17 protein-coding genes are annotated in these 18,895 nt (G+C 66.9%); 13 read left to right on the top strand and 4 right to left on the bottom strand.

The features are described from left to right. Positions 1–11: 11 nt before the first annotated feature. Positions 12–1,259: a DNA recombination protein RmuC gene (locus AB0305_RS08410; RefSeq protein WP_364133122.1), complete on the bottom strand. Its 1,248-nt coding sequence runs from the start codon at positions 1,257–1,259 to the stop codon at positions 12–14. Between the two features lie 77 nt (positions 1,260–1,336). Between AB0305_RS08410 and ychF the strand changes: the two genes are divergently transcribed. Then, positions 1,337–2,422, top strand: coding sequence for a redox-regulated ATPase YchF (gene ychF / locus AB0305_RS08405; protein ID WP_364133119.1), 1,086 nt, complete (start codon positions 1,337–1,339; stop codon positions 2,420–2,422). Between the two features lie 114 nt (positions 2,423–2,536). On the opposite strand, the gene AB0305_RS08400 is transcribed toward ychF, so the two are convergent. Next, positions 2,537–3,037, bottom strand: coding sequence for a DUF4188 domain-containing protein (locus tag AB0305_RS08400; protein ID WP_364133116.1), 501 nt, complete (start codon positions 3,035–3,037; stop codon positions 2,537–2,539). Between the two features lie 55 nt (positions 3,038–3,092). Between AB0305_RS08400 and AB0305_RS08395 the strand changes: the two genes are divergently transcribed. The 5 genes from AB0305_RS08395 (at position 3,093) to AB0305_RS08375 (ending at position 6,081) form a co-directional block, all read left to right on the top strand. Beyond that, positions 3,093–3,662: a TetR-like C-terminal domain-containing protein gene (locus tag AB0305_RS08395; RefSeq protein WP_364133113.1), complete on the top strand. Its 570-nt coding sequence runs from the start codon at positions 3,093–3,095 to the stop codon at positions 3,660–3,662. 132 nt (positions 3,663–3,794) lie between these two features. Then, positions 3,795–4,319, top strand: coding sequence for a hypothetical protein (locus AB0305_RS08390; RefSeq protein ID WP_364133111.1), 525 nt, complete (start codon positions 3,795–3,797; stop codon positions 4,317–4,319). Between the two features lie 457 nt (positions 4,320–4,776). After that, positions 4,777–5,349: a hypothetical protein gene (locus AB0305_RS08385; RefSeq protein WP_364133108.1), complete on the top strand. Its 573-nt coding sequence runs from the start codon at positions 4,777–4,779 to the stop codon at positions 5,347–5,349. Between the two features lie 64 nt (positions 5,350–5,413). Beyond that, a complete protein-coding gene (locus AB0305_RS08380) occupies positions 5,414–5,785 on the top strand; it encodes an SDR family NAD(P)-dependent oxidoreductase (protein ID WP_364133105.1) in 372 nt (123 codons plus the stop codon). Next, a complete protein-coding gene (locus AB0305_RS08375; protein ID WP_290255799.1) occupies positions 5,773–6,081 on the top strand; it encodes an SDR family NAD(P)-dependent oxidoreductase in 309 nt (102 codons plus the stop codon). The genes AB0305_RS08380 and AB0305_RS08375 overlap by 13 nt, the downstream gene beginning before the upstream one ends. A gap of 49 nt (positions 6,082–6,130) precedes the next feature. Here the strand turns inward: AB0305_RS08375 and AB0305_RS08370 are convergent, their stop codons facing one another. Then, positions 6,131–6,682 carry a DUF3090 domain-containing protein gene (locus AB0305_RS08370; RefSeq protein WP_290255798.1) on the bottom strand — a complete coding sequence of 184 codons (552 nt, stop codon included), beginning with the start codon at positions 6,680–6,682 and terminating at the stop codon, positions 6,131–6,133. Between the two features lie 80 nt (positions 6,683–6,762). Between AB0305_RS08370 and AB0305_RS08365 the strand changes: the two genes are divergently transcribed. From AB0305_RS08365 to AB0305_RS08345, 5 genes are all read left to right on the top strand, one after another. Further along, on the top strand, positions 6,763–7,665 hold the full coding sequence (locus tag AB0305_RS08365; protein ID WP_290255797.1) for a dihydrodipicolinate synthase family protein: 903 nt from the start codon (positions 6,763–6,765) through the stop codon (positions 7,663–7,665). 50 nt (positions 7,666–7,715) lie between these two features. Next, on the top strand, positions 7,716–9,326 hold the full coding sequence (locus AB0305_RS08360) for a cryptochrome/photolyase family protein (protein ID WP_364133101.1): 1,611 nt from the start codon (positions 7,716–7,718) through the stop codon (positions 9,324–9,326). A gap of 299 nt (positions 9,327–9,625) precedes the next feature. Continuing rightward, positions 9,626–11,407, top strand: a complete 1,782-nt coding sequence (locus AB0305_RS08355) for an ABC transporter family substrate-binding protein (protein ID WP_364133098.1) — start codon at positions 9,626–9,628, stop codon at positions 11,405–11,407. Between the two features lie 175 nt (positions 11,408–11,582). After that, positions 11,583–13,124, top strand: coding sequence for an ABC transporter permease (locus AB0305_RS08350; protein WP_290255794.1), 1,542 nt, complete (start codon positions 11,583–11,585; stop codon positions 13,122–13,124). 26 nt (positions 13,125–13,150) lie between these two features. Further along, a complete protein-coding gene (locus AB0305_RS08345; protein WP_290256469.1) occupies positions 13,151–14,272 on the top strand; it encodes an ABC transporter permease in 1,122 nt (373 codons plus the stop codon). 28 nt (positions 14,273–14,300) lie between these two features. On the opposite strand, the gene AB0305_RS08340 is transcribed toward AB0305_RS08345, so the two are convergent. Continuing rightward, complete coding sequence (locus tag AB0305_RS08340) at positions 14,301–14,930, bottom strand: PH domain-containing protein (protein ID WP_364133095.1); 630 nt, start codon at positions 14,928–14,930, stop codon at positions 14,301–14,303. Between the two features lie 76 nt (positions 14,931–15,006). Here AB0305_RS08340 and AB0305_RS08335 point away from each other — a divergent pair, with 76 nt between their 5' ends. Both AB0305_RS08335 and AB0305_RS08330 read left to right on the top strand, forming a co-directional pair. Beyond that, positions 15,007–16,833, top strand: coding sequence for an ABC transporter ATP-binding protein (locus AB0305_RS08335; protein WP_364133092.1), 1,827 nt, complete (start codon positions 15,007–15,009; stop codon positions 16,831–16,833). Positions 16,834–17,116: 283 nt separating this feature from the next. Beyond that, the gene (locus AB0305_RS08330; protein ID WP_290255791.1) at positions 17,117–18,757 is read left to right on the top strand and encodes an ABC transporter substrate-binding protein; all 1,641 of its coding nucleotides are present in this window, start codon (positions 17,117–17,119) and stop codon (positions 18,755–18,757) included. Positions 18,758–18,895: the final 138 nt, after the last annotated feature.

Raw genomic sequence — 18,895 nt, 5'->3', positions numbered from 1 at the left:
TATCCGGGTTCCTAGGCGGCGGACTCGCCCGCTTCGGCCGGTCCGGCTGCGGCCACGGCGGGGGCCTCGTACTGGAGCTCCGGCGCGGCCACGGAGCGCGGTGTCACCTCAACGGTGACCGGTGCGGTGAGCCCGGCGGTGTCCATGGCATTGAGTTTGCGGGCCGTCGGCAGCACCCGGGCCTCAAGGGTGCCCACCATCGAGTTGTACCGGTCCACGGACGTCTTGAGTGAGGAACCGAGCTTGGAGACGTTCTCGCCCAAGGTGCCCATCCGCTCGTAAAGCTGCTGGGCCAGTTCGAACAGCTCCCGCGCGCTGTCGGTCAGCACGTCCTGCCGCCAGGTGAAGGCCACGGACTTCAGGACGGCCAGCAGCGTACCGGGGGAGGCCAGCACCACGTTGCGGGACAGGGCGTAGTCCAGCAGGGCAGGGTCCGCCGTCAGGGCGGCAGCCAGGATGGATTCGGCCGGCAGGAAGCAGATCACCAGTTCCGGGGCGTTGCCGGGGATGTCCCAGTACTTCTTGCCGCTCAGCGCATCCACATGGGCCTTCAGCGCCTTGGCGTGCGCCGCCAGCAACGGGCCCTGCCCCGCGGTCCCGGTGGCGTGGCCGGCCTTGCCGGAGGCGCCGAGTTCCTGGGCCTCAAGGTAGGCGGTCAGCGGGACCTTGGCGTCCACCACGAGTTGCTTCGCGCCGGGGAGCTGGACCACGAGGTCCGGCCGGACGGCGGTGTCCGAGCCGCTGCTGTGGACCTGCTCATGGAAGTCCACGTGCCGCAGCATGCCGGCCGCCTCGACGACGCGGCGCAGCTGCACCTCGCCCCACTGGCCGCGCGCACTGTTCGACCGCAGGGCGGATTCCAGGGCGTGGGTGGAGCGCAGCAGCTGCTCATCCGAGAGCCTGGCTTCCTGCAGCTGCTGGGCCAGCTGGCCGTACTGCTCAAGACGGTCCCGCTCCAGCAGAGAGACCTGCTGCTGCACGGCGGAAAGCTTCTCGGCCACGGGCGCCAGGGCGCGCAGCACACTGCCGTCCTGCGCTCGCGCGTCACCCAGCTCGCGGTTCTGCGCGGCGAGGAGCCGGCGTTCGGCGTCGGCCGCTGCAAGCTGGGCCGTGGTCTCGGAAAGCCGGACGGACAGCCCGTCGAAGTCCTGCTCGAGGCCAATCGCGCGGCGGCGGAGTACGACGAAGGTGAAACCGCCGCCGGCGGCGGCCCCGATGAGCAGCATCAGGAGGGCGAGAATGAGTGCGAAAGCGTCCATGCCTTCACTCTGGCACGCACCTCTGACAGTTTTAGCCAGCGACGCCGGGGAGCCGTTTACCGGTAGAATCAATCCTCGTGGCTCTTACTATTGGCATCGTCGGACTGCCCAACGTCGGCAAATCAACTCTTTTCAACGCACTGACCCGCAACCAGGTGCTCGCGGCGAACTACCCGTTCGCCACCATCGAGCCCAATGTCGGCGTCGTGAACCTGCCGGACCCGCGGCTGGAGAAGCTGGCCGAAATTTTCGGTTCCCAGCGCATCCTGCCGGCCGCAGTGTCCTTCGTTGACATCGCCGGCATCGTCAAGGGCGCGTCCGAGGGCGAAGGCCTGGGCAACCAGTTCCTCGCCAACATCCGTGAGGCCGAGGCCATCGCCCAGGTGGTGCGCGTGTTCGACGACCCCGATGTCATCCACGTCGACGGCAAGGTCGATCCCCGCGCGGACATGGAAACGATCAACACCGAGCTGATCCTCGCTGACCTGCAGACCATCGAGAAGGCCATCCCGCGGATCGAAAAAGAAGTCAAGATCAAGAAGCGCGAGGCTGCCGAGCTGGCAGCCGTCAAGGCGGCCCAGACGGTCCTGGAGCGCGGCGACACCATCTTCTCCTCGATCAAGAGCGACAAGCTGGAAATGGAACACCTGAAGGAGCTGGGCCTGCTGACGGCCAAGCCCTTCATCTACGTCTTCAACGCCGACGAGGGCATCCTCGGCAGCCCCGAGAAGCAGGATGAACTGCGCGCCCTGGTGGCTCCCGCCGATTGCATCTTCCTCGACGCCAAGCTCGAGTCCGACCTCGTCGAACTCGACGAGGCAGAGGCCCGCGAGATGCTGGAAATGAACGGCCAGGACGAGTCCGGCCTGGACCAGTTGGCCCGCGTCGGCTTCCACACCCTGGGGCTGCAGACCTACCTCACGGCCGGTCCCAAGGAGACCCGCGCGTGGACCATCCACCAGGGCGACACCGCCCCGCAGGCCGCCGGCGTCATCCACTCGGACTTCCAGCGCGGCTTCATCAAGGCCGAGGTGGTCTCCTTCGACGACCTGATCGACGCCGGCTCCATGGCCGAGGCCAAGTCCCGCGGCAAAGTCCGGATCGAAGGCAAGGAATACGTCATGGCCGACGGCGACGTGGTGGAGTTCCGCTTCAACGTCTAATCCGCCAAGGACCGCAAAGGCATGACCGCCGGGAACACCTGTTCCCGGCGGCCATCCGCTTTTTTGGGCTTCCGAACGAAAATGAAGCCGCCTGCCGGCATCGGCTTGGACGTCTCATTGGGACGGATGATGCCCCGCCCTGTCTGCGTCCAGACGCTGGCGAGCGGTGTTGAGTCCTGCCCCGACCGGGGCGTGGCCGGTCGCTGCTGCCAGCCCGAAGACCGGCATGTCGCTGTACATGCTTTCCCTGCCACCCGGGATCGTCTCGTAGGTCTCATGCCAGATTCCGACGTCGCCGGTGCCGGCTGATTCCCGCATGAACCGGCGCCAGGGCTCAAGGTGCGGCGCGGATCGGTCCGCCGCGAACCGCTGCAGATGCTCGGGGCTCTTCCAGTAGGTGACCATGATGGTGGTCCGGCCGAACCATTGCTGGTAGCCCAGCAGCCCGGCCTCCGGCGTCCTGGCCAGGTAGCCAAGCATCGTGGGCATGGACGCCGCCACCTGTGCCACCTTCCCGAGTTTCCACCATCGGTTCGCCCGCATCCCGATCAGGAAGACTGTCACCGGTCCTTCGGGAGCCGCCGTGAATCGCCCCGTGTGAACGTGATCCGCCATGTCTCATTCCTTTCCATAACAGTGTTACAGAACAGTGTTATGGAATACTGGTCCCATGGCAAGACCCGTAGTTCATGACGACAACCTGCGGCGGAGGCTGCTCGACGCCGCCGCCTCCCTGATCGCCCGCGACGGCGCCGCGGGCGTATCGCTGCGCGGTCTGGCCGCTGCCGCGGGGACATCGACGACGGCGGTGTATTCACTCTTCGGGGGTAAAGCGGAACTGCTGAGTGCCGTACTCGACGACGGCTTCGCGTCCTTCGCTGCCTCCCAGAGGGACGCGGCCGACGGCGGCGTCGAAGCATTAGGGCTGGCCTATCGGGCCTGGGCCTTGGAGCATCCTGTCCTCTACGGCCTGATGTTCGGGGGGGCGCTGACCAGCCAGGTGCCTTGCCGGCCGACACCCGGAGCCGCTGAACCGGCGATGGAGCCGCTGTTCGCCGCAGTCGAGGCTGCGCTGCCCGGAGCCCCGGGGGATGAGATCGCCTCGATGGTGGGCGCGGTGTGGGGCCAAGTGCATGGGATGGTGTCACTGGAACTTGCCGGGGCGCCGGCGGCTGGCTGGACGTGGGAAGCGGCCTATGATGCCGCCCTCAGGCAAATTAGCCGCTCGCTGGGACGGTAGGGAAGGACCTTGGCCTCATGCGAAGGCAGGCCGGACGTGGAGGTCTAACCGCTGTCGATCCGGATCCCCGAGTCATCCACATACGGTAGAACCCTGATGGGCGCAGCCTGCTGTCCGTGCAGGATTGGTTCCATGGGAATCCGGTACTACGCCTACGCATTTGACAGTGATCAGGCGGCGCAAGCACTTGCTGATCCACGGACCGTGATCGGCCCCGACCCGCTCGCGGATGCGTTCGGCCTTGAGCGTGGCTTCATTCAGGGCTATACAGACCTCCGGCAATCCCTGCCGGAGCGTGACCTCCTCTACCTCGACAAAGCATGGCCGTATTTGCAGCGGCTCACTGGTCCGCCCTCGCCAGGTGCTGCGGCCCGAGCTTCCTACCGGATGTTCGAAGGACATGTGACACACGCCGGCGATGGTCTTACCTGGCACCCTTGGGTGCGCGCGCTTCCGCCGCACGAAGTCGCATTGATCGCCAGAGACCTTGAGGCGATCGACGGCCACGCCATCAACGTCGCTCTGGGCGGGTCCTGCTCGCCCGGCCACACGCTGGAGTCCGAGGCGGCCTACGTCAACGCTTTCCTTGATAGAGCGAAAGTCTTCGCCAGCACGGCCGCCTCGGACGGGCGCGGATGTGCTTACCTGATCGGCTGACAAGAGTTCAGAAGCAACGGACCGACGTTAGAGGGGGGGCACACGAAGTGAGTCATGGGGGATACGCCTCACGGAGCAGGGCGGACAGCTCAGGCGATTTGTCAGGGAACTCGGGGCATGCGAATGATCCCGGGAGCGATTGGTGAGCTGCTGATGAACCGCCCGCCTGGTAAAGAGTGCCCCGGTACGTTTGCCGGGCTCGGTCTTTGATCCAGCGCTCAGAGTTATCTCGACGCGGCGCAGCGCAACCTTGAGATGTCGCTTACGGAGCTTCTGTTGGCGGCCTGACCCCTTCAAGCGCCGTTCCCTGTGAATGCCTCCTATTCGGGTTTCCCTTCCTGCCTCCATGGGTATCGGGATGCTGCTCAGGTCGCTCTCGGTAACGTCGAGGATAATGGCGCCTAGGCCGCACTGTGGCTGCGTAGTCCGCGATGACAGGCACGACGAAAGGAACCCCATGAATCCTGACCAGAGCAAGTCCGCCGACGTGAACGCCAAACTGCCGGTCGAGGACCCGACCGGCCAAGACCCGGCGGCGAACGACCCGGACGCCGAGGCGAAGCTGCAGCTCCAGCTGGCGATCTTCGAGGTCAGTAAGGACTCCAAGGGCAGGAGCCACGACGAGATCATCAAGCGGCTGCGGGCCGCTTTCGCCGACCACGGCGTGGACGAACCGCCCTTTACGTGGCTGGAGTCCGTGGCATCGTCGGCCTACTACGGTGAGCCGTACATCATCGACTTCCCCACGGCCCTGGCCGCGGACGACGTCGTCGCCGCGCCGAATGAACAGGTCCGGGAGCGTCTCGAGACGCGCCGCGAGCTCCGTAGGGAGAAGCTGCCGCCGGGAATCTTCCCCTCAGCTTCAGACTGGAACGTGCCCGAAGTCGCGAGGCGCGGCCTGGAAGCCCCGGCAAACACGTCCGCTCCGGCATCGAGGAACACGATTCTGCTGGCCGTCGCGGGAGCCGCGGTCGCGGCGGGGGTAGTGGCCTTGATCGTCCGTGCATCCAAACGCGGCAGGACCGCGTAGCGGGCCCGCTTGGTAGCGGCGGGGAACTGGCTACCCTTTCCACTCGGGGCATTAGGATCGAGCCATGACGACGCTTGAGGGTGCAGTTGTTCTGGTGCTGGGTGCCACGGGAGGGCTCGGGTCGCGCATCGCCGCCCGGCTGGAGGACGGCGGAGCCGCCGTGGTCCGGTCCTCGCGCTCCGGCGGACAGGATCTGCGCGCGCCCGCCGCGGTCAGGGAAGTGCTTGAGGGCGTGATGGCCCAGCACGGCCGGCTGGACGGGATGGTGGTGGCGTCGGGTGTTGTCGCCTTCGGCGCAGCGGCGGACCTGGACCCGGCAACGGTGGACGAACTCTTCGCCGTGAACACCACCAGTGTCATCGAGTTGATAGCCGGGGCCCAGCCGCACCTGGCGGAGTCGGCGAGGGGGGCCGGGACCCGTTCGTGGTCACCCTGAGCGGGATTGTCGCCGAGGCGCCCGTCGCCGGGCTGGCGGCCTATTCGGCGTCAAAGGCCGCGCTCGCAGCCTTCGCGGTGGCCGCCGGCCGCGAGTTCCGCCGCGCCGGGATCCGGATCCTGGACGCGAGGCCGGGCCATACCGGCACCGCGCTGTCCGAGCATCCGATCGCCGGGCAGGCACCCAAATTCGGCGCGGCGCTGGACCCGGACGCGGTGGCCGCCCGCATTGTCACCGCCATCGTTGACGGCGAGAAAGACCTCCCCAGCACGGCCTTCGTGGGCGGCGCGTCCTGACCCACTGAAGACCCGAGGGGCCGGAAGAACCTGGCCCTCCCAGGGGAAATCACATGCCGGGAAGGGTGCAGGTGTGACCGTCGGGGTCCATCGGGTAGCCGCAGAGCGGGCAGGTCGGACGCCCGGCTCCCACGATCTCCCGGGTGCGCTTGGCGAAGGCCCGCGCGGTTCCCACCGGCATGCGCACCAGGAGCATCTCGCGGTCGTCCGCGTCGTCGTCGAACGAATCATCGTCCTCATCGGCGTCGACGTCGGTGATCGGGTAGGCCTCGATGATGATTTGGGCCGTCGTCGGGTCCCAGCCCAGCGTCATGGCACCCGCGCGGAACTGCTCCTGGACGGGTGCCAGCGGATCGTTGTCGACCAGTTCGACCGGTGTGCTGGTCGGCACGCTGAAGGGATTGCCGTCGACGGTGAAGAGCTGGTCGAGGATCTCGTCGATCTTCTCCGCCAGCTGGGCCGACTGCTGCTTCTCGAGGGCGATGCTCACCGTCTGCGACCCGGCGTTCACCTGGAGGTAAAACGTCCGCGCCCCCGGAACGCCGATGGTGCCGACGACCACCCGGTCTGGCCAGTCAAACTCGTGAACACGTGTGGGCATGTCAGTATTCTAGGCGCAAGGGCCGGCCGCTGCCCTTCGGGCCCGCCTATACAGTGGGCCGCCATGGCAAGGAGCATCCAGTGAACCCCAGCTTTACCGGCCTGAGTGCCTTCCCCCTGACGCCGCTGACACGGGACGCGGTTGATGAGGGTGCGTTCGGTGGCCTCGTCCGGCGCTTGGCCGCGGCCGGGGTTGACTCGATCACGGCCCTCGGGTCCACCGGCTCCTACGCCTACCTCAGCCCGGAGGAGCGGGCCGGTGTGGCACGCCTGGCTGTCGCCAACGCCGGCGACGTGCCAGTGTTCGTCGGGGTGGGCGCGCTTCGCACCTCAGACGTCCTCCGCCATATCGACGCCGCCGAAGGCGCCGGCGCCGCAGGAGTCCTGCTCGCCCCGATGACCTACCAGCCACTCACCGCGGACGACGTCTTCGGGCTCTTCGAGACGGTCGCGGGGCACACGGGGCTGCCCGTCATTGTCTACGACAATCCCGGGACCACCCGCTTCACCTTCACCACCGAACTGTACTCGGACATCGCGGCGCTCCCGGGGATCGCTTCGATCAAGATCCCGGCCGTCCCCGCCGGACCGGCGGAGGCCCGAGCGCGGGTCGCGGGGATCCGGGCCGTCATCCCCGCCCATGTCACCATCGGCATCTCCGGGGATGCTTCCGCCGCGGCCGGGCTGGCAGCTGGCTGCGACGCCTGGTACTCCGTGATCGCCGGGACGCTGCCCGGGCCTGCGCTCACCATCACGCGGGCCGTCCAGGAGGGAAGGGCCGCGGACGCGGCGGCGGAGTCCACGCGGCTGGGCCCGCTGTGGGAACTCTTCCAGGAGTTCGGCGGCAGCCTCCGCGTTGTTGCGGCGGTGGCCGAACAGCTGGGCCTCGTCCAAGGGCCGAGCCTTCCGCTGCCCATCCGGGGGCTGGACACGGAGCAGCGGGCCCGCGTCGCCCGCGTCCTCAAGGCCCTGGACCTGGGTTGACTCAGGGCTGAGGCCGGGGACCGCCGCGTGGAGTCCTTTATCGTTGGGTCATGAGCCCCGGCCCGGAACTGCGCCTTGTCCTCCCGCACCAGCTGTTCGACCAGCACCTGGACGCGGCGGCCGGCACCGTGTTCGTACTGATCGAGCACGATCTGATGTTCCGCCAGTACTCGTTCCATGCCCAGAAGCTGGTGTTGCACCGGGCCACGATGACCCGATTCGCCCGCCGGCTGCGCGGCCGCGGCTTCGAGGTGGAGGTCCTGGCCAGCGACGCCGGGCGGCCCTCCGGCGATCAGCTGGCCGAGCTGGTCCGCAGCCGCCGCCCGTCCCGGGTGACGTGGTTCGACGTCGTCGACGACTGGCTGGAGCGGGACCTGGGCGCCGCGCTGAACGACGGCGGCTACCGGCCGCGCGTGGCCGACGTGCTGGAGACCCCGAACTTCCTCACCAGCCGCCGGGACATCGACAACTGGTTTGCCGGGAAAACCGCACGCATGCACGACTTCTATGTGTGGCAGCGCCGCAGGCTGGACCTCCTGATGGAGGGTGGTCGGCCCGTGGGCGGCAAGTGGTCCTTCGACGCGGAGAACCGCAAGAAGCTGCCGCGCGGCTATACCCCCGCCGCGGTGGGCCGGTTCGCCGGCCATCCCGCCGTCGAGCCGCAGGGCAGCTTCGACCTGACGGGACTGGACGGACCCGCGACGGAACAGCTCGACGGGGGCCCGCAGGCCGGCCAGCACCGCGACGTCGCCGACGCGATCGACTGGGTGGCCAGGGAGTTCCCGGAAGCCCCGGGGGACCCGAAGCTTTTCGCCTGGCCCACCAGCGCCGGGGAGGCCCGGGACCATCTGCGTGAATTCGTCCGGGACCGGCTGAACGACTTCGGCCCCTACGAGGACGCCATCTCCGCCGGCCACCCGTTCATCGCCCACGGCCTGCTCACCCCGGCCCTGAACATCGGCCTGTTGGACCCACGGGAGGTGGTCGAGGCTGTCCTGGACGGAGCCACAGAGGCTACGCCCCTGGCCTCGGTGGAGGGCTTCATCCGGCAGGTCATTGGCTGGCGCGAATACATGCGCGCCACCTACCGGACCGGCGGCCGTGCCCTGCGCAGCGCAAACCGGCTGGGCCATCGGAATGAACTGGGGGAGGGCTGGTGGGACGCGGGCACCGGCCTGGCGCCGGTGGACCTGGTGGTCTCCCGCGTCCTGGCCACCGGCTACGCCCATCACATCGAACGGCTGATGGTCCTGGGCAACGTCATGTCCCTGCTGCGCATCCACCCGGACGCCGTCTACGAGTGGTTCATGGAACTGTTCATCGACGCCTACGACTGGGTGATGGTCCCCAACGTCTACGCCATGAGCCAGTTCGCGGCCGGGGACGCCATCACCACCAAGCCCTACGTCTCCGGCAGTAATTACCTGAAGAAGATGTCGGACCTCCCGCCGGGAGAGTGGACCGCGGACTGGGACGGACTGTACTGGACGTTCATCGCGGACCACCGGGAGGTATTTGCCGCGAACCCACGGTCGCGGATGGTCGTCTCGTTGCTGGACGGGATGGATCCGGAGACCCGCGCCCGCCACCGGAGCCGCGCGGAGGTCTTGCTGCCGGGCGGCAATCCGGGGAACCGGCTCACGGCACGGGGAGCCCGGTAATTACCGCCTAACTGGGAGAGCTCGTCCGGGCGCCGCCAAGCGGATTTCTTCCGGGCCGTCAATAGCCCCCGGTAACGTATCCGTCAACGAATTTTCACAAAATTTACACAGCGGAATCAAAATTTGTTACAGCTCGATAACGAACGATAGTGCTGTCCGAATTTCCCACCATTCCGCGCCATCCCGGGTTTACAGTTCATGCCATGTGAGACGAACCACACTGCCGCTGGGGGAGTGTGGGCGTCTGGCCGGTGCCGTTGGCGCAGGTCTCATCCACACCACAGAAACAAGGAGGCGGAATGCGCTTCGGTCGTATTTCCAAAGCGGTGGGGGTGGCAGCGGCAGCTGCCCTCGCACTCAGCGCCTGCGCCGGCAACAGCGGCGGGTCAACCCCGTCGTCGTCAGCCGCGGCAGGCAAAACCGGCGGATCGGCAACGGTCGTCGAGGTTAACGCGTTCAACACGTTCAACCCGAACACCGCCGACGGCAACACTGACATCAACTCGAAGGTCAGCTACGCCACCCACTCGGGCTTCTACTACATCGATAACAAGCTGAACGTTGTCCGCAACGAAAAGTTCGGCAAGATGGAAAAGACCTCCGATAACCCGCTGACGGTGAAATACACCATCAACGACGGCGTCAAGTGGTCCGACGGCACGCCTGTCACCGCCGCCGACCTCCTCCTGCAGTGGGCCGCCTTCTCCGGCTACTACAACGACGCCGATGCCGACGCGAAGACCGGAACCTCGTACTTCTCCTACGCCGGTGACCCCACCGGCCTGGCGCTCACCGACTTCCCGGAGATGAGCGACGACGGCAAGTCGATGACCATCAAGTACTCCAAGCCGTTCGCCGACTGGGAAATCGCCCTCGGCGGCCCCGGCGTCGACATCCCCGCGCACGTCCTGGCCAAGAAGGCCGGCCTGGCCGATGCCAAGGCGTTCGTCTCCATGCTCAAGGGCATGCCGCGCGGCGACGCCAAGGCCCCGAAGCCTGCCAACGCGCAGCTGAAGGCCATGTCCGACCTCTGGAACACCGGCTTCGACACCAAGACCCTGCCGGCCGACCCGGAGCTCTTCCTCTCCAATGGCCCGTACGTCGTCAAGACCATCAACCAGGACCAGTCCTTGACCATGGTCAAGAACAAGGACTACAACTGGGGCCCGGACGCCAAGCTGGACGAAATCACCGTCCGCTACATCGGCGACTCCGCCGCCCAGGTCCAGGCGCTGAAGAACGGCGAGGCCGACATCATCGCCCCGCAGGCCTCCGCCGACACGGTGGACCAGCTCAAGGCGCTGCAGAGCCAAGGCGTGACCGTCGACCAGGGCAACCAGCTCTCCTACGACCACATCGACCTGAACTACAGCGGCCCGTTCGCGGATAAGAACGTCCGCGAGGCGTTCATGAAGACCGTCCCGCGCAAGGACATCGTCGACAAGATCGTCAAGAAGCTGGACGACAAGGCCAAGCCGCTTGACTCCCAGCTGTTCGTCCCGGACCAGGCCGCCTACGCTGACTCGGTCAAGAACAACGGCTCCTCCGCGTACCAGGATGTCGACATCGACGGCGCCAAGAAGCTGCTCAACGGTGCCACCCCCGAAGTCCGCATCATGTACAACAAGGACAACCCCAACCGCGTTGACGCCTTCTCCCTGATCCGCGAGTCCGCCGCCAAGGCCGGCTTCAAGATCGTCGACGGCGGTCTCGGCAAGTCCGACTGGGGCAAGGCCCTGGGCAAGGGTGGCTACGACGCCACCATCTTCGGCTGGATCAACCCGGGTGTCGGCGTTTCCGGCGTCCCGCAGATCTTCAAGACCGGCAACGACTCCAACTTCAACAAGTTCTCCGACAAGGATGCTGACAAGTTGATGGACGAGCTGATCGTCACCACCGACAAGAGCAAGCAGGACGGACTCATCCAGCAGATCGACAAAAAGATCTGGGATTCCGCGTACGGTCTGCCGCTGTTCCAGGCAGTGGGCGTTGACGCCTACTCCGACCGCATCACCGGTGTGAAGTACATGCCGAACCAGACCGGCGTCTGGTGGAACTTCTGGGAGTGGGCTCAGAAGTAGCCGACGACCGCAAGTAACACGTGCTGGCGAAAGGCGTCGGGACCAAGGCTCCACGGTCCCGACGCCTTTCTAGCGGCACCCCACAGAGGTTTGGCCCGCCGTATCCCCGCAGCCGGCGCGAACCCAGCAACCGGTCCCGGCAATCCCAGGACCTGAATACCGAGGTTGTACTCCCATGGTGACTTACGTAGTCCGGCGGCTCATGACGGCCGCCCTCATCCTTCTCGGCGCTTCCTTCCTGGTCTACCTCCTGACGGCGGCGTCCGGAGACCCCCTGGAGGAATTCCGGGTCAATAACTCCCCGCAGAAACAGGCCCTGATGGATGCCCGGACGCAGCTGCTGCAGCTCGACGTCCCCGCCCCTGTGCGCTACTTCCGCTGGCTCGGCGGAGCGGCCCAGTGCCTGGTGCCGTTCGCCAACTCCTGCGACTTGGGCAAGAACATCGCCGGGCAGCCCGTCACGGACGCCCTCGGCCACGCCCTGATACAGACCCTGACGCTGGTCACCGGTGCCACCATCCTGGCCATCCTGATCGGCATCACACTCGGCATCATCACCGCCCTGCGCCAATACAGCGCCCTGGACTACGGCGTCACCTTCATGGCGTTCCTGTTCTTCTCGCTGCCGATCTTCTGGGTCGCCGTCCTGCTCAAGGAATTCGGCGCCATCGGCTTCAACAACTTCCTAAGGGACCCCGACGTCCCGCTCCCCGTAGCTTTGGCCATCGGCCTGGTGCTCGGCGTAATCGTCGCCGTCGCCGCCGGCGGCGCACTGCGGCGGCGGCTCACCGTCGGCGCCGTCGTATTTGCCTTCGTCAGCGCCGTCCTGATCTACTTCTCCGCGACCCTCTGGTTCAAGAACCCGGGCCTCGGACCAGTGGTGATCGCCATCGCGGGCGTCGGCATCGCCTTCGCCGTCACCCTGCTCTCCGCGGGCCTGAAAAACCGCAAGGCGCTGCAATCCTCGCTGATCGCCGTCGCCGTCGGCGTCGTCCTCTACTTCGTGGTCCAGCCGCTGCTGGACCAGGCGACCTTCCTGATGATCGTGCTGCTGGCCGTCGCCGCCGTCCTGGTGGGCCTGGGCATCGGCTACCTGATGGGCGGCTACGACCGCGGCCAGTCCATGCGCGCCGCCGCGATCACCTCGTTCCTGGTCGGCGGAATGATCCTGCTGGACCGGTTCATGCAGGCCTGGCCGAGCTACTTCGACAACAGCCGCGTCCGCGGCCGCCCGATCGCCACGATCGGCGCCGGCACCCCCAACATCGAGGGCGACTTCTGGATCCTGGGCCTGGACTCCTTCACCCACCTGATCCTGCCCACCATGGCCCTGATCCTCATCTCTCTGGCCAGCTACACCCGCTTCACCCGGGCCTCGATGCTGGAAATCATGAACATGGACTACATCCGCACCGCCCGCGCCAAGGGCGTCTCGGAACGGACAGTGGTCATGCGGCACGCCTTCCGGAACGCCCTGATCCCCATCGCCACCATCGTGGCCTTCGACATCGGCGGCCTGATCGGCGGCGCCGTCATCACCGAATCCGTGTTCTCGGTGCGCGGCATGGGCTTCCTGTTCCTGGACGGCATCTCCCACACCGATCCCAACCCGGTCATGGGCGTCTTCGTCTGTGTGGCCATCACGGCCATGGGTTTCAACCTCATTGCGGACCTCGCCTACTCCGCACTTGATCCGCGCGTAAGGGTAAAAGCATGAGCCAGCCAAGCCAGCAAGACGAAATCATGGCCGAGGACGCGGCCCTCAAGGGTGCCCCCGCGGCCGGCATAGAACCCGTCCTCGAGGCCAAGGGCCTGAGCCAGGGCCAGATCGTACGCAAGCGCTTCCTCGGCCACACCGGCGCGATCATCGGCCTGGTGGTCTTCGCCATCATCTTTCTGATGGCCTTCACCTCCGTGGGCTACCTCGGCATCCCGGGCTGGTGGAAGTACAACCACGAGCAGGTCTCCGCCCTGGTCAACGACGGCGCCCCCACCTCCTCGCTCTGGCCGCTGGCTTGGGGCGAGCACCCCTTCGGCCAGGACCGGATCGGCCGCGACCTGTTCGCCATGACCATGCGCGGAGCGCAGCAGTCCATCACCGTCATGGTGGTCATCGGCCTGATCGCCGGCCTGCTCGGCGTCCTGGTCGGGGCGATTTCCGGCTACTTCCGCGGCTGGGCCGAGGCCATCCTGATGCGCCTCACCGACGTCATCATCATCATCCCGGCGCTGCTGCTCGCGGCGGTCATGGCGCAGATGGCCGGCCGGCGCGACTCCGGCAGCTGGTTCGCTTCCTTCGCCAGCAGCAACGGCGTCCTGGCCCTGGGCATCTTCCTCGGCCTGATCAGTTGGGTCAGCCTCGCCCGGCTCATGCGCGGCGAGTTCCTGTCCCTGCGGGAACGCGAATTCGTCGACGCCGCCCGGATCTCCGGTGCCAGCAACGCCCGGATCATCTTCAAGCACATCCTGCCCAACGCCGTCGGCGTCCTGATCGTCAACGTCACCCTGACCATGTCCGCGGCCATCCTCACCGAGACCGCGCTGAGCTTCCTGGGCGTCGGGGTCAAGGCCCCAGACACGTCCCTGGGCCTGCTCATCTCGCAGAACCAGCAGGCCTTCGCCACCCGGCCTTGGCTGTTCTGGTTCCCCGGCCTGTTCATCGTGCTGATCTGCCTGAGCATCAACTTCATCGGCGACGGGCTGCGGGATGCCTTCGACCCGCGGCAGAAGAAGTTCAACGCCAAGAAGGCCCGCGAAGCCGACGCCGCCGCGGGCACCCCCGCCGGTTCTCCCGCTGCAGCGGGTGCCTCGCCGGCAGCGGAAAAGTCCGCGGTCACCGCCTTCGATGGCACCAAGGACGACTAAGGTGACAGCCCCGAACCCGGGCCGCAGGCTAGACGGCGGCGACGGTCCAGACGCTGGCCGCCAGCAGCACCACGGCGACGGCGATCGCCGCCCACCGCGGGGTCACGGACACCGCGGTGGTGGCGGCCTCGCCGGCGGCCAGGGCGCCGCTCTCCACCAGGGCCTGCCAGCGGCCGCGCACCAGCCGGGCGGCCTGGCCCGAGTCGGTGGTCTTCAGGTCTCCCGGGCGCACCGAGTTGCCCGGGCCGTAGCTGGTGTCCGGCAGCCCGCGCAGGTCCTCGGGGCGGGCGTTGCGGCCGCCCCAGATGCCCGGCGCGGGGGCTGCCCACGCGGCGTAGCTGCGCCGGGCCGTCACCAGGGTCAGGGCGTAGCGGGTGTCCACATGCACCAGCGCCGCCCACGGCACCTCGACGGACCGGAACGGGTTCTCCAGGGTGACCCCGCCGTCGTGCACCACGACGGCGGGAAGCCAAAAGAACTGCCAGCCCAGGAAGGCCACCAGCAGCAGGGGAGCGGTGCCCAGCAGCCCCGCGGGACCGGCCGAGGCCACCGTCACGACCAGGCCCAGCAGCCCGACGCCCCAGGCCAGGCCGGCGAACCATTTATTGGTCCGGGCCTTGAAGATTTCGACGTTTCCGGCATCGGGCGCTGTGCTCATGCCCCCCATATTTCAGCATTCCGGCCGAACGCACTAAATTCCCGGTGCGGCGGCCCGGCGGAAGGAACACCCCATCATGACTGACTTCATCACCGTGGACCCGGCGCAGCCCTCCGCCCCCGGCAAGGGCGACGTCGTCCTGGAGGTCCGCGACCTCAGCGTCGACTTCGGCGTGGACAAGAAATGGGTCCCGGCCGCCATCCGGCTGAACTACGAGGTCCGGGCCGGCGAGGTCCTCGCGATCGTCGGCGAGTCCGGCTCCGGCAAGAGCGCCAGCTCCATGGCGCTGCTGGGCCTGCTGCCGAGCAACAGCCGCGTCAACGGCAGCGTCAAGCTGGCCGGCAATGAACTCCTGGGCGGCAGCGAAGCCAACATCAGGGCCGTCCGCGGCAAGGACGTCGCCGTCATCTTCCAGGAGCCGATGACCGCACTGAACCCGGTCTACACCGTCGGGGCGCAGATCGTGGAAACCATCCGGCTGCACAACGAGGTCTCCCCGGACCAGGCCAGGGAACGGGCCGTGCGGATGCTCGAGCTGGTGGAGCTGCCGGACCCGGAGAAGGCCTTCCGCTCCTACCCGCACCAGCTCTCCGGCGGCCAGCGGCAGCGCGCCATGATCGCGCAGTCGCTCTCCTGCGACCCCAAGCTGCTGATCGCCGACGAGCCCACCACGGCCCTCGACGTCACCGTCCAGGCCGAAATCCTGGACCTGATGCGGAACCTCCGCAACAAGCTCGACAGCGCGATCGTCCTGATCACCCACGACATGGGCGTCGTCGCCGACCTCGCGGACCGGATCGCGGTCATGCGCCGCGGCGTAATTGTGGAGACCGGCACGGCGGCGGAGATCTTCCACAACCCGCAGCACGAGTACACCAAGGCGCTGCTGGACGCCGTGCCGCACCTGGGCCAGGGCGGGGAGGCCGACGGCGACGTAGACGTTACCGCGGCCCTCGCCGCCGCCACCCAGGCCGACCTCGAGGCCATCCCGCACGAGGAACTCCTTCGCCGGGAACGGGCCAACGCCGCGGCCCTCGCCGCCGCCGCGGAGACCGCCAAGCCGCAGGGCGACCCGGTCCTGGAACTGACCGACGTCGCGATCGAATACCCCAAGCAGGGCCGGGTGCCGGCCTTCCGCGCGGTGGAGGGCGCCAACCTGGCGATCTACCCGGGCCAGGTCGTCGGCCTGGTGGGGGAGTCGGGCTCCGGCAAAACCACCATCGGACGCGCCGCCGTCGGCCTGCTGCCCGTCGCGGCCGGCACCATGAAGGTGGTGGGGCAGGACATCTCCGCCGCCAAGCGCAACGGCCGGCAGTTGCACGAGATGCGCCGCCACGTGGGCATGGTCTTCCAGGACCCGTCCTCCTCGCTGAACCCCCGCCTGCCCATCGGCGAGAGCATCGGCGAGCCGATGTTCCTGGCCGGCGTCGCGAAGGGTGCCGAGCTGCAAACCCGGATCGAGGCGCTGCTGGACCAGGTGGAGCTGCCGCGCAACTACCGCAACCGCTACCCGCACGAACTCTCGGGCGGCCAGAAGCAGCGCGTCGGCATCGCCCGGGCCCTCTCCCTGAAGCCGAAGCTGATGGTGGCCGACGAACCCACCTCCGCCCTCGACGTCTCGGTCCAGGCCAAGGTGCTGGAGCTGTTCCAGAACCTTCAGAAGGAACTCGGCTTCGCCTGCCTCTTCGTCACCCACGACCTCGCCGTCGTCGACGTCCTCGCCGACCGCATCTGCGTGATGCAACGGGGCCGGATCGTCGAACAGGGCAGCCGCGACCAGATCCTGCGCAACCCGCAGGAGCCGTACACCCAGCGCCTGCTGGCCGCGGTGCCCCTGCCGGACCCGGAGAAGCAGCGGGAACGGCGGGAACTGCGGGCCCAGCTGCTCTCGGGCGCCAGCTAGGAGAGCGGTTAGGAAAGGGGCAACAGGGAGGGAATCCACGAGGAACGGGAGAAGCGGCACGTATCCTACCAGCCAGTAATCTGTGACTTGAAATACGTTGCGCTTGACGCTAGCCGTCACAGTGCTGTCGAGTCACGGTTTGGCAACGGAGTTCCATGATCTGGACATCTTGCGGTTAGGCTACTTCCATATGTAGGCCACGTCACAGGGATATCCCTGTGCCCGCGCCTGCCGGGAAGCACAAGTCTCTCCCGCAGAACTCCCACAACTCTTAGGAGGAGGAATGCGTTTTTCGCGCACTTCCAAAGCACTGGGCCTGGTGGCTATCGCTGCCATGACCCTGACCGGTTGCGGCGGCGGCGGTTCCAACACCGCCGGCGGCAGCACCGGTGGCGACACCAGCAAGGTCATCATTGCTGACGGTTCCGAGCCCCAGCGTCCGCTGATGCCCGCCGACACCAATGAAGTTGGCGGCGGCAAGGTCATCGACATGATGTTCTCCGGTCTGGTCAGCTACGACCCCAACGGCAAGCCCGTGAACGAACTGGCTGAGTCCATCGAGGGCAAGGACGGCCAGCACTTCACGATCAAGATCAAGAAGGACCAGAAGTTCACGAACGGCGAGGCCATCACGGCCAAGACCTTCGTTGACTCCTGGAACTTCGGTGCCGCCGCGAAGAACGCACAGCTCAGCGGTGGCTTCTTCGAGTCCATCAAGGGCTACGACGAGGCCAGCAAGGAAGGCTCCACGGTCGAGACCATGTCCGGCCTGAAGGTCGTTGACGACCAGACCTTCACCGTTGAACTCTCCCAGCCGGAATCCGACTGGCCGCTGCGCCTGGGCTACACCGCCTTCGTGCCGGTCCCGTCCGGTGCCCTGAAGGACCCGAAGGGCTTCGGCGAGAAGCCGGTCGGCAACGGCCCGTACAAGATGGCCGACGGCGGCTGGCAGCACAACGTGCAGATCCAGCTTGTCCCGAACCCGGACTACAACGGCCCGCGCAAGGCCAAGAACGCCGGCGTGACGTTCAAGATCTACCAGAACGACGACGCCGCGTACCAGGACCTGCTGTCCAACAACCTGGACATCCTGCAGACCATCCCGACGAGCGCCCTGAAGAACTACAAGTCCGACCTGGGTGACCGCACGATCAACAAGCCGTACGCCGGCAACCAGACCATCGCCATCCCGGAATACCTGCCGGAGTGGAGCGGCGAGGCCGGCAAGCTGCGCCGCCAGGCCATCTCCATGGCCATCAACCGCGATGAGATCACCAAGGTCATCTTCAACGGTGCACGCCAGCCCGCCAAGGACTTCACCGCCCCCGTGCTGGACGGCTACAGCGACTCGATCCCGGGTTCGGACAACCTGAAGTTCGACGCCACCAAGGCCAAGGACGCCTGGGCCAAGGCCGACGCGATCCAGAAGTGGGACGCTGACAAGACCTTCACCATCGCCTACAACGCCGACAAGGGCGGCCACAAGGCATGGGTTGAGGCTGTTGTGAACCAGCTGAAGAACACCCTCGGCATCAAGGTTGAGGGCAAGCCCTACGCCACGTTCAAGGAAGCCCGCAACGACGCCACCGCCAAGACCCTGACCGGTGCCATCCGCGCCGGCTGGCAGGCCGACTACCCGTCGCTGTACAACTTCCTCGGCCCGATCTACAAGACCGGTGCCGGCTCCAACGACGCGAAGTACGCGAACCCGACGTTCGACAAGGCCATCTCCGACGGCCTGAACGCCTCCACCGTCGCCGACGGCAACAAGGCCATGAACAAGGCTCAGGAAATCCTCCTGACCGACCTTCCGGCCATCCCCCTGTGGTACCAGGTTGCCCAGGGCGGCTGGAGCGACAAGGTCACCAACGTTGACTACGGCTGGGACGGCGTCCCGCTGTACTACAACATCAGCGGCAAGTAAATAACTGAACGACGGCGGGGGCTGCCTGGATTGGGGCCTCCGCCGTTGTTCTGCTTCCACTCTGTTTTCCGGACAGATCCCCGCAAGTTCTCCCTGACAGTCCGCCCTGACGGCCACCGCCTCGGGTGAACTCTGCAG

Source organism: Arthrobacter sp. NPDC080086, assembly GCF_040702285.1.
The sequence above is the reverse complement of the archived record's forward strand: the minus strand, read 5'-3'. Positions and strand labels throughout refer to the sequence as shown.

Coding starts and splice junctions, on each gene's coding strand:
- AB0305_RS08410 (WP_364133122.1), bottom strand. CDS start 1,259: ATGGACGCTTTCGCACTCATTCTCGCCCTCCTGATGCTGCTCATCGGG.
- AB0305_RS08400 (WP_364133116.1), bottom strand. CDS start 3,037: ATGGCGGATCACGTTCACACGGGGCGATTCACGGCGGCTCCCGAAGGA.
- AB0305_RS08395 (WP_364133113.1), top strand. CDS start 3,093: ATGGCAAGACCCGTAGTTCATGACGACAACCTGCGGCGGAGGCTGCTC.
- AB0305_RS08390 (WP_364133111.1), top strand. CDS start 3,795: ATGGGAATCCGGTACTACGCCTACGCATTTGACAGTGATCAGGCGGCG.
- AB0305_RS08385 (WP_364133108.1), top strand. CDS start 4,777: ATGAATCCTGACCAGAGCAAGTCCGCCGACGTGAACGCCAAACTGCCG.
- AB0305_RS08380 (WP_364133105.1), top strand. CDS start 5,414: ATGACGACGCTTGAGGGTGCAGTTGTTCTGGTGCTGGGTGCCACGGGA.
- AB0305_RS08370 (WP_290255798.1), bottom strand. CDS start 6,682: ATGCCCACACGTGTTCACGAGTTTGACTGGCCAGACCGGGTGGTCGTC.
- AB0305_RS08360 (WP_364133101.1), top strand. CDS start 7,716: ATGAGCCCCGGCCCGGAACTGCGCCTTGTCCTCCCGCACCAGCTGTTC.
- AB0305_RS08355 (WP_364133098.1), top strand. CDS start 9,626: ATGCGCTTCGGTCGTATTTCCAAAGCGGTGGGGGTGGCAGCGGCAGCT.
- AB0305_RS08350 (WP_290255794.1), top strand. CDS start 11,583: ATGGTGACTTACGTAGTCCGGCGGCTCATGACGGCCGCCCTCATCCTT.
- AB0305_RS08345 (WP_290256469.1), top strand. CDS start 13,151: ATGGCCGAGGACGCGGCCCTCAAGGGTGCCCCCGCGGCCGGCATAGAA.
- AB0305_RS08340 (WP_364133095.1), bottom strand. CDS start 14,930: ATGAGCACAGCGCCCGATGCCGGAAACGTCGAAATCTTCAAGGCCCGG.
- AB0305_RS08335 (WP_364133092.1), top strand. CDS start 15,007: ATGACTGACTTCATCACCGTGGACCCGGCGCAGCCCTCCGCCCCCGGC.
- AB0305_RS08330 (WP_290255791.1), top strand. CDS start 17,117: ATGCGTTTTTCGCGCACTTCCAAAGCACTGGGCCTGGTGGCTATCGCT.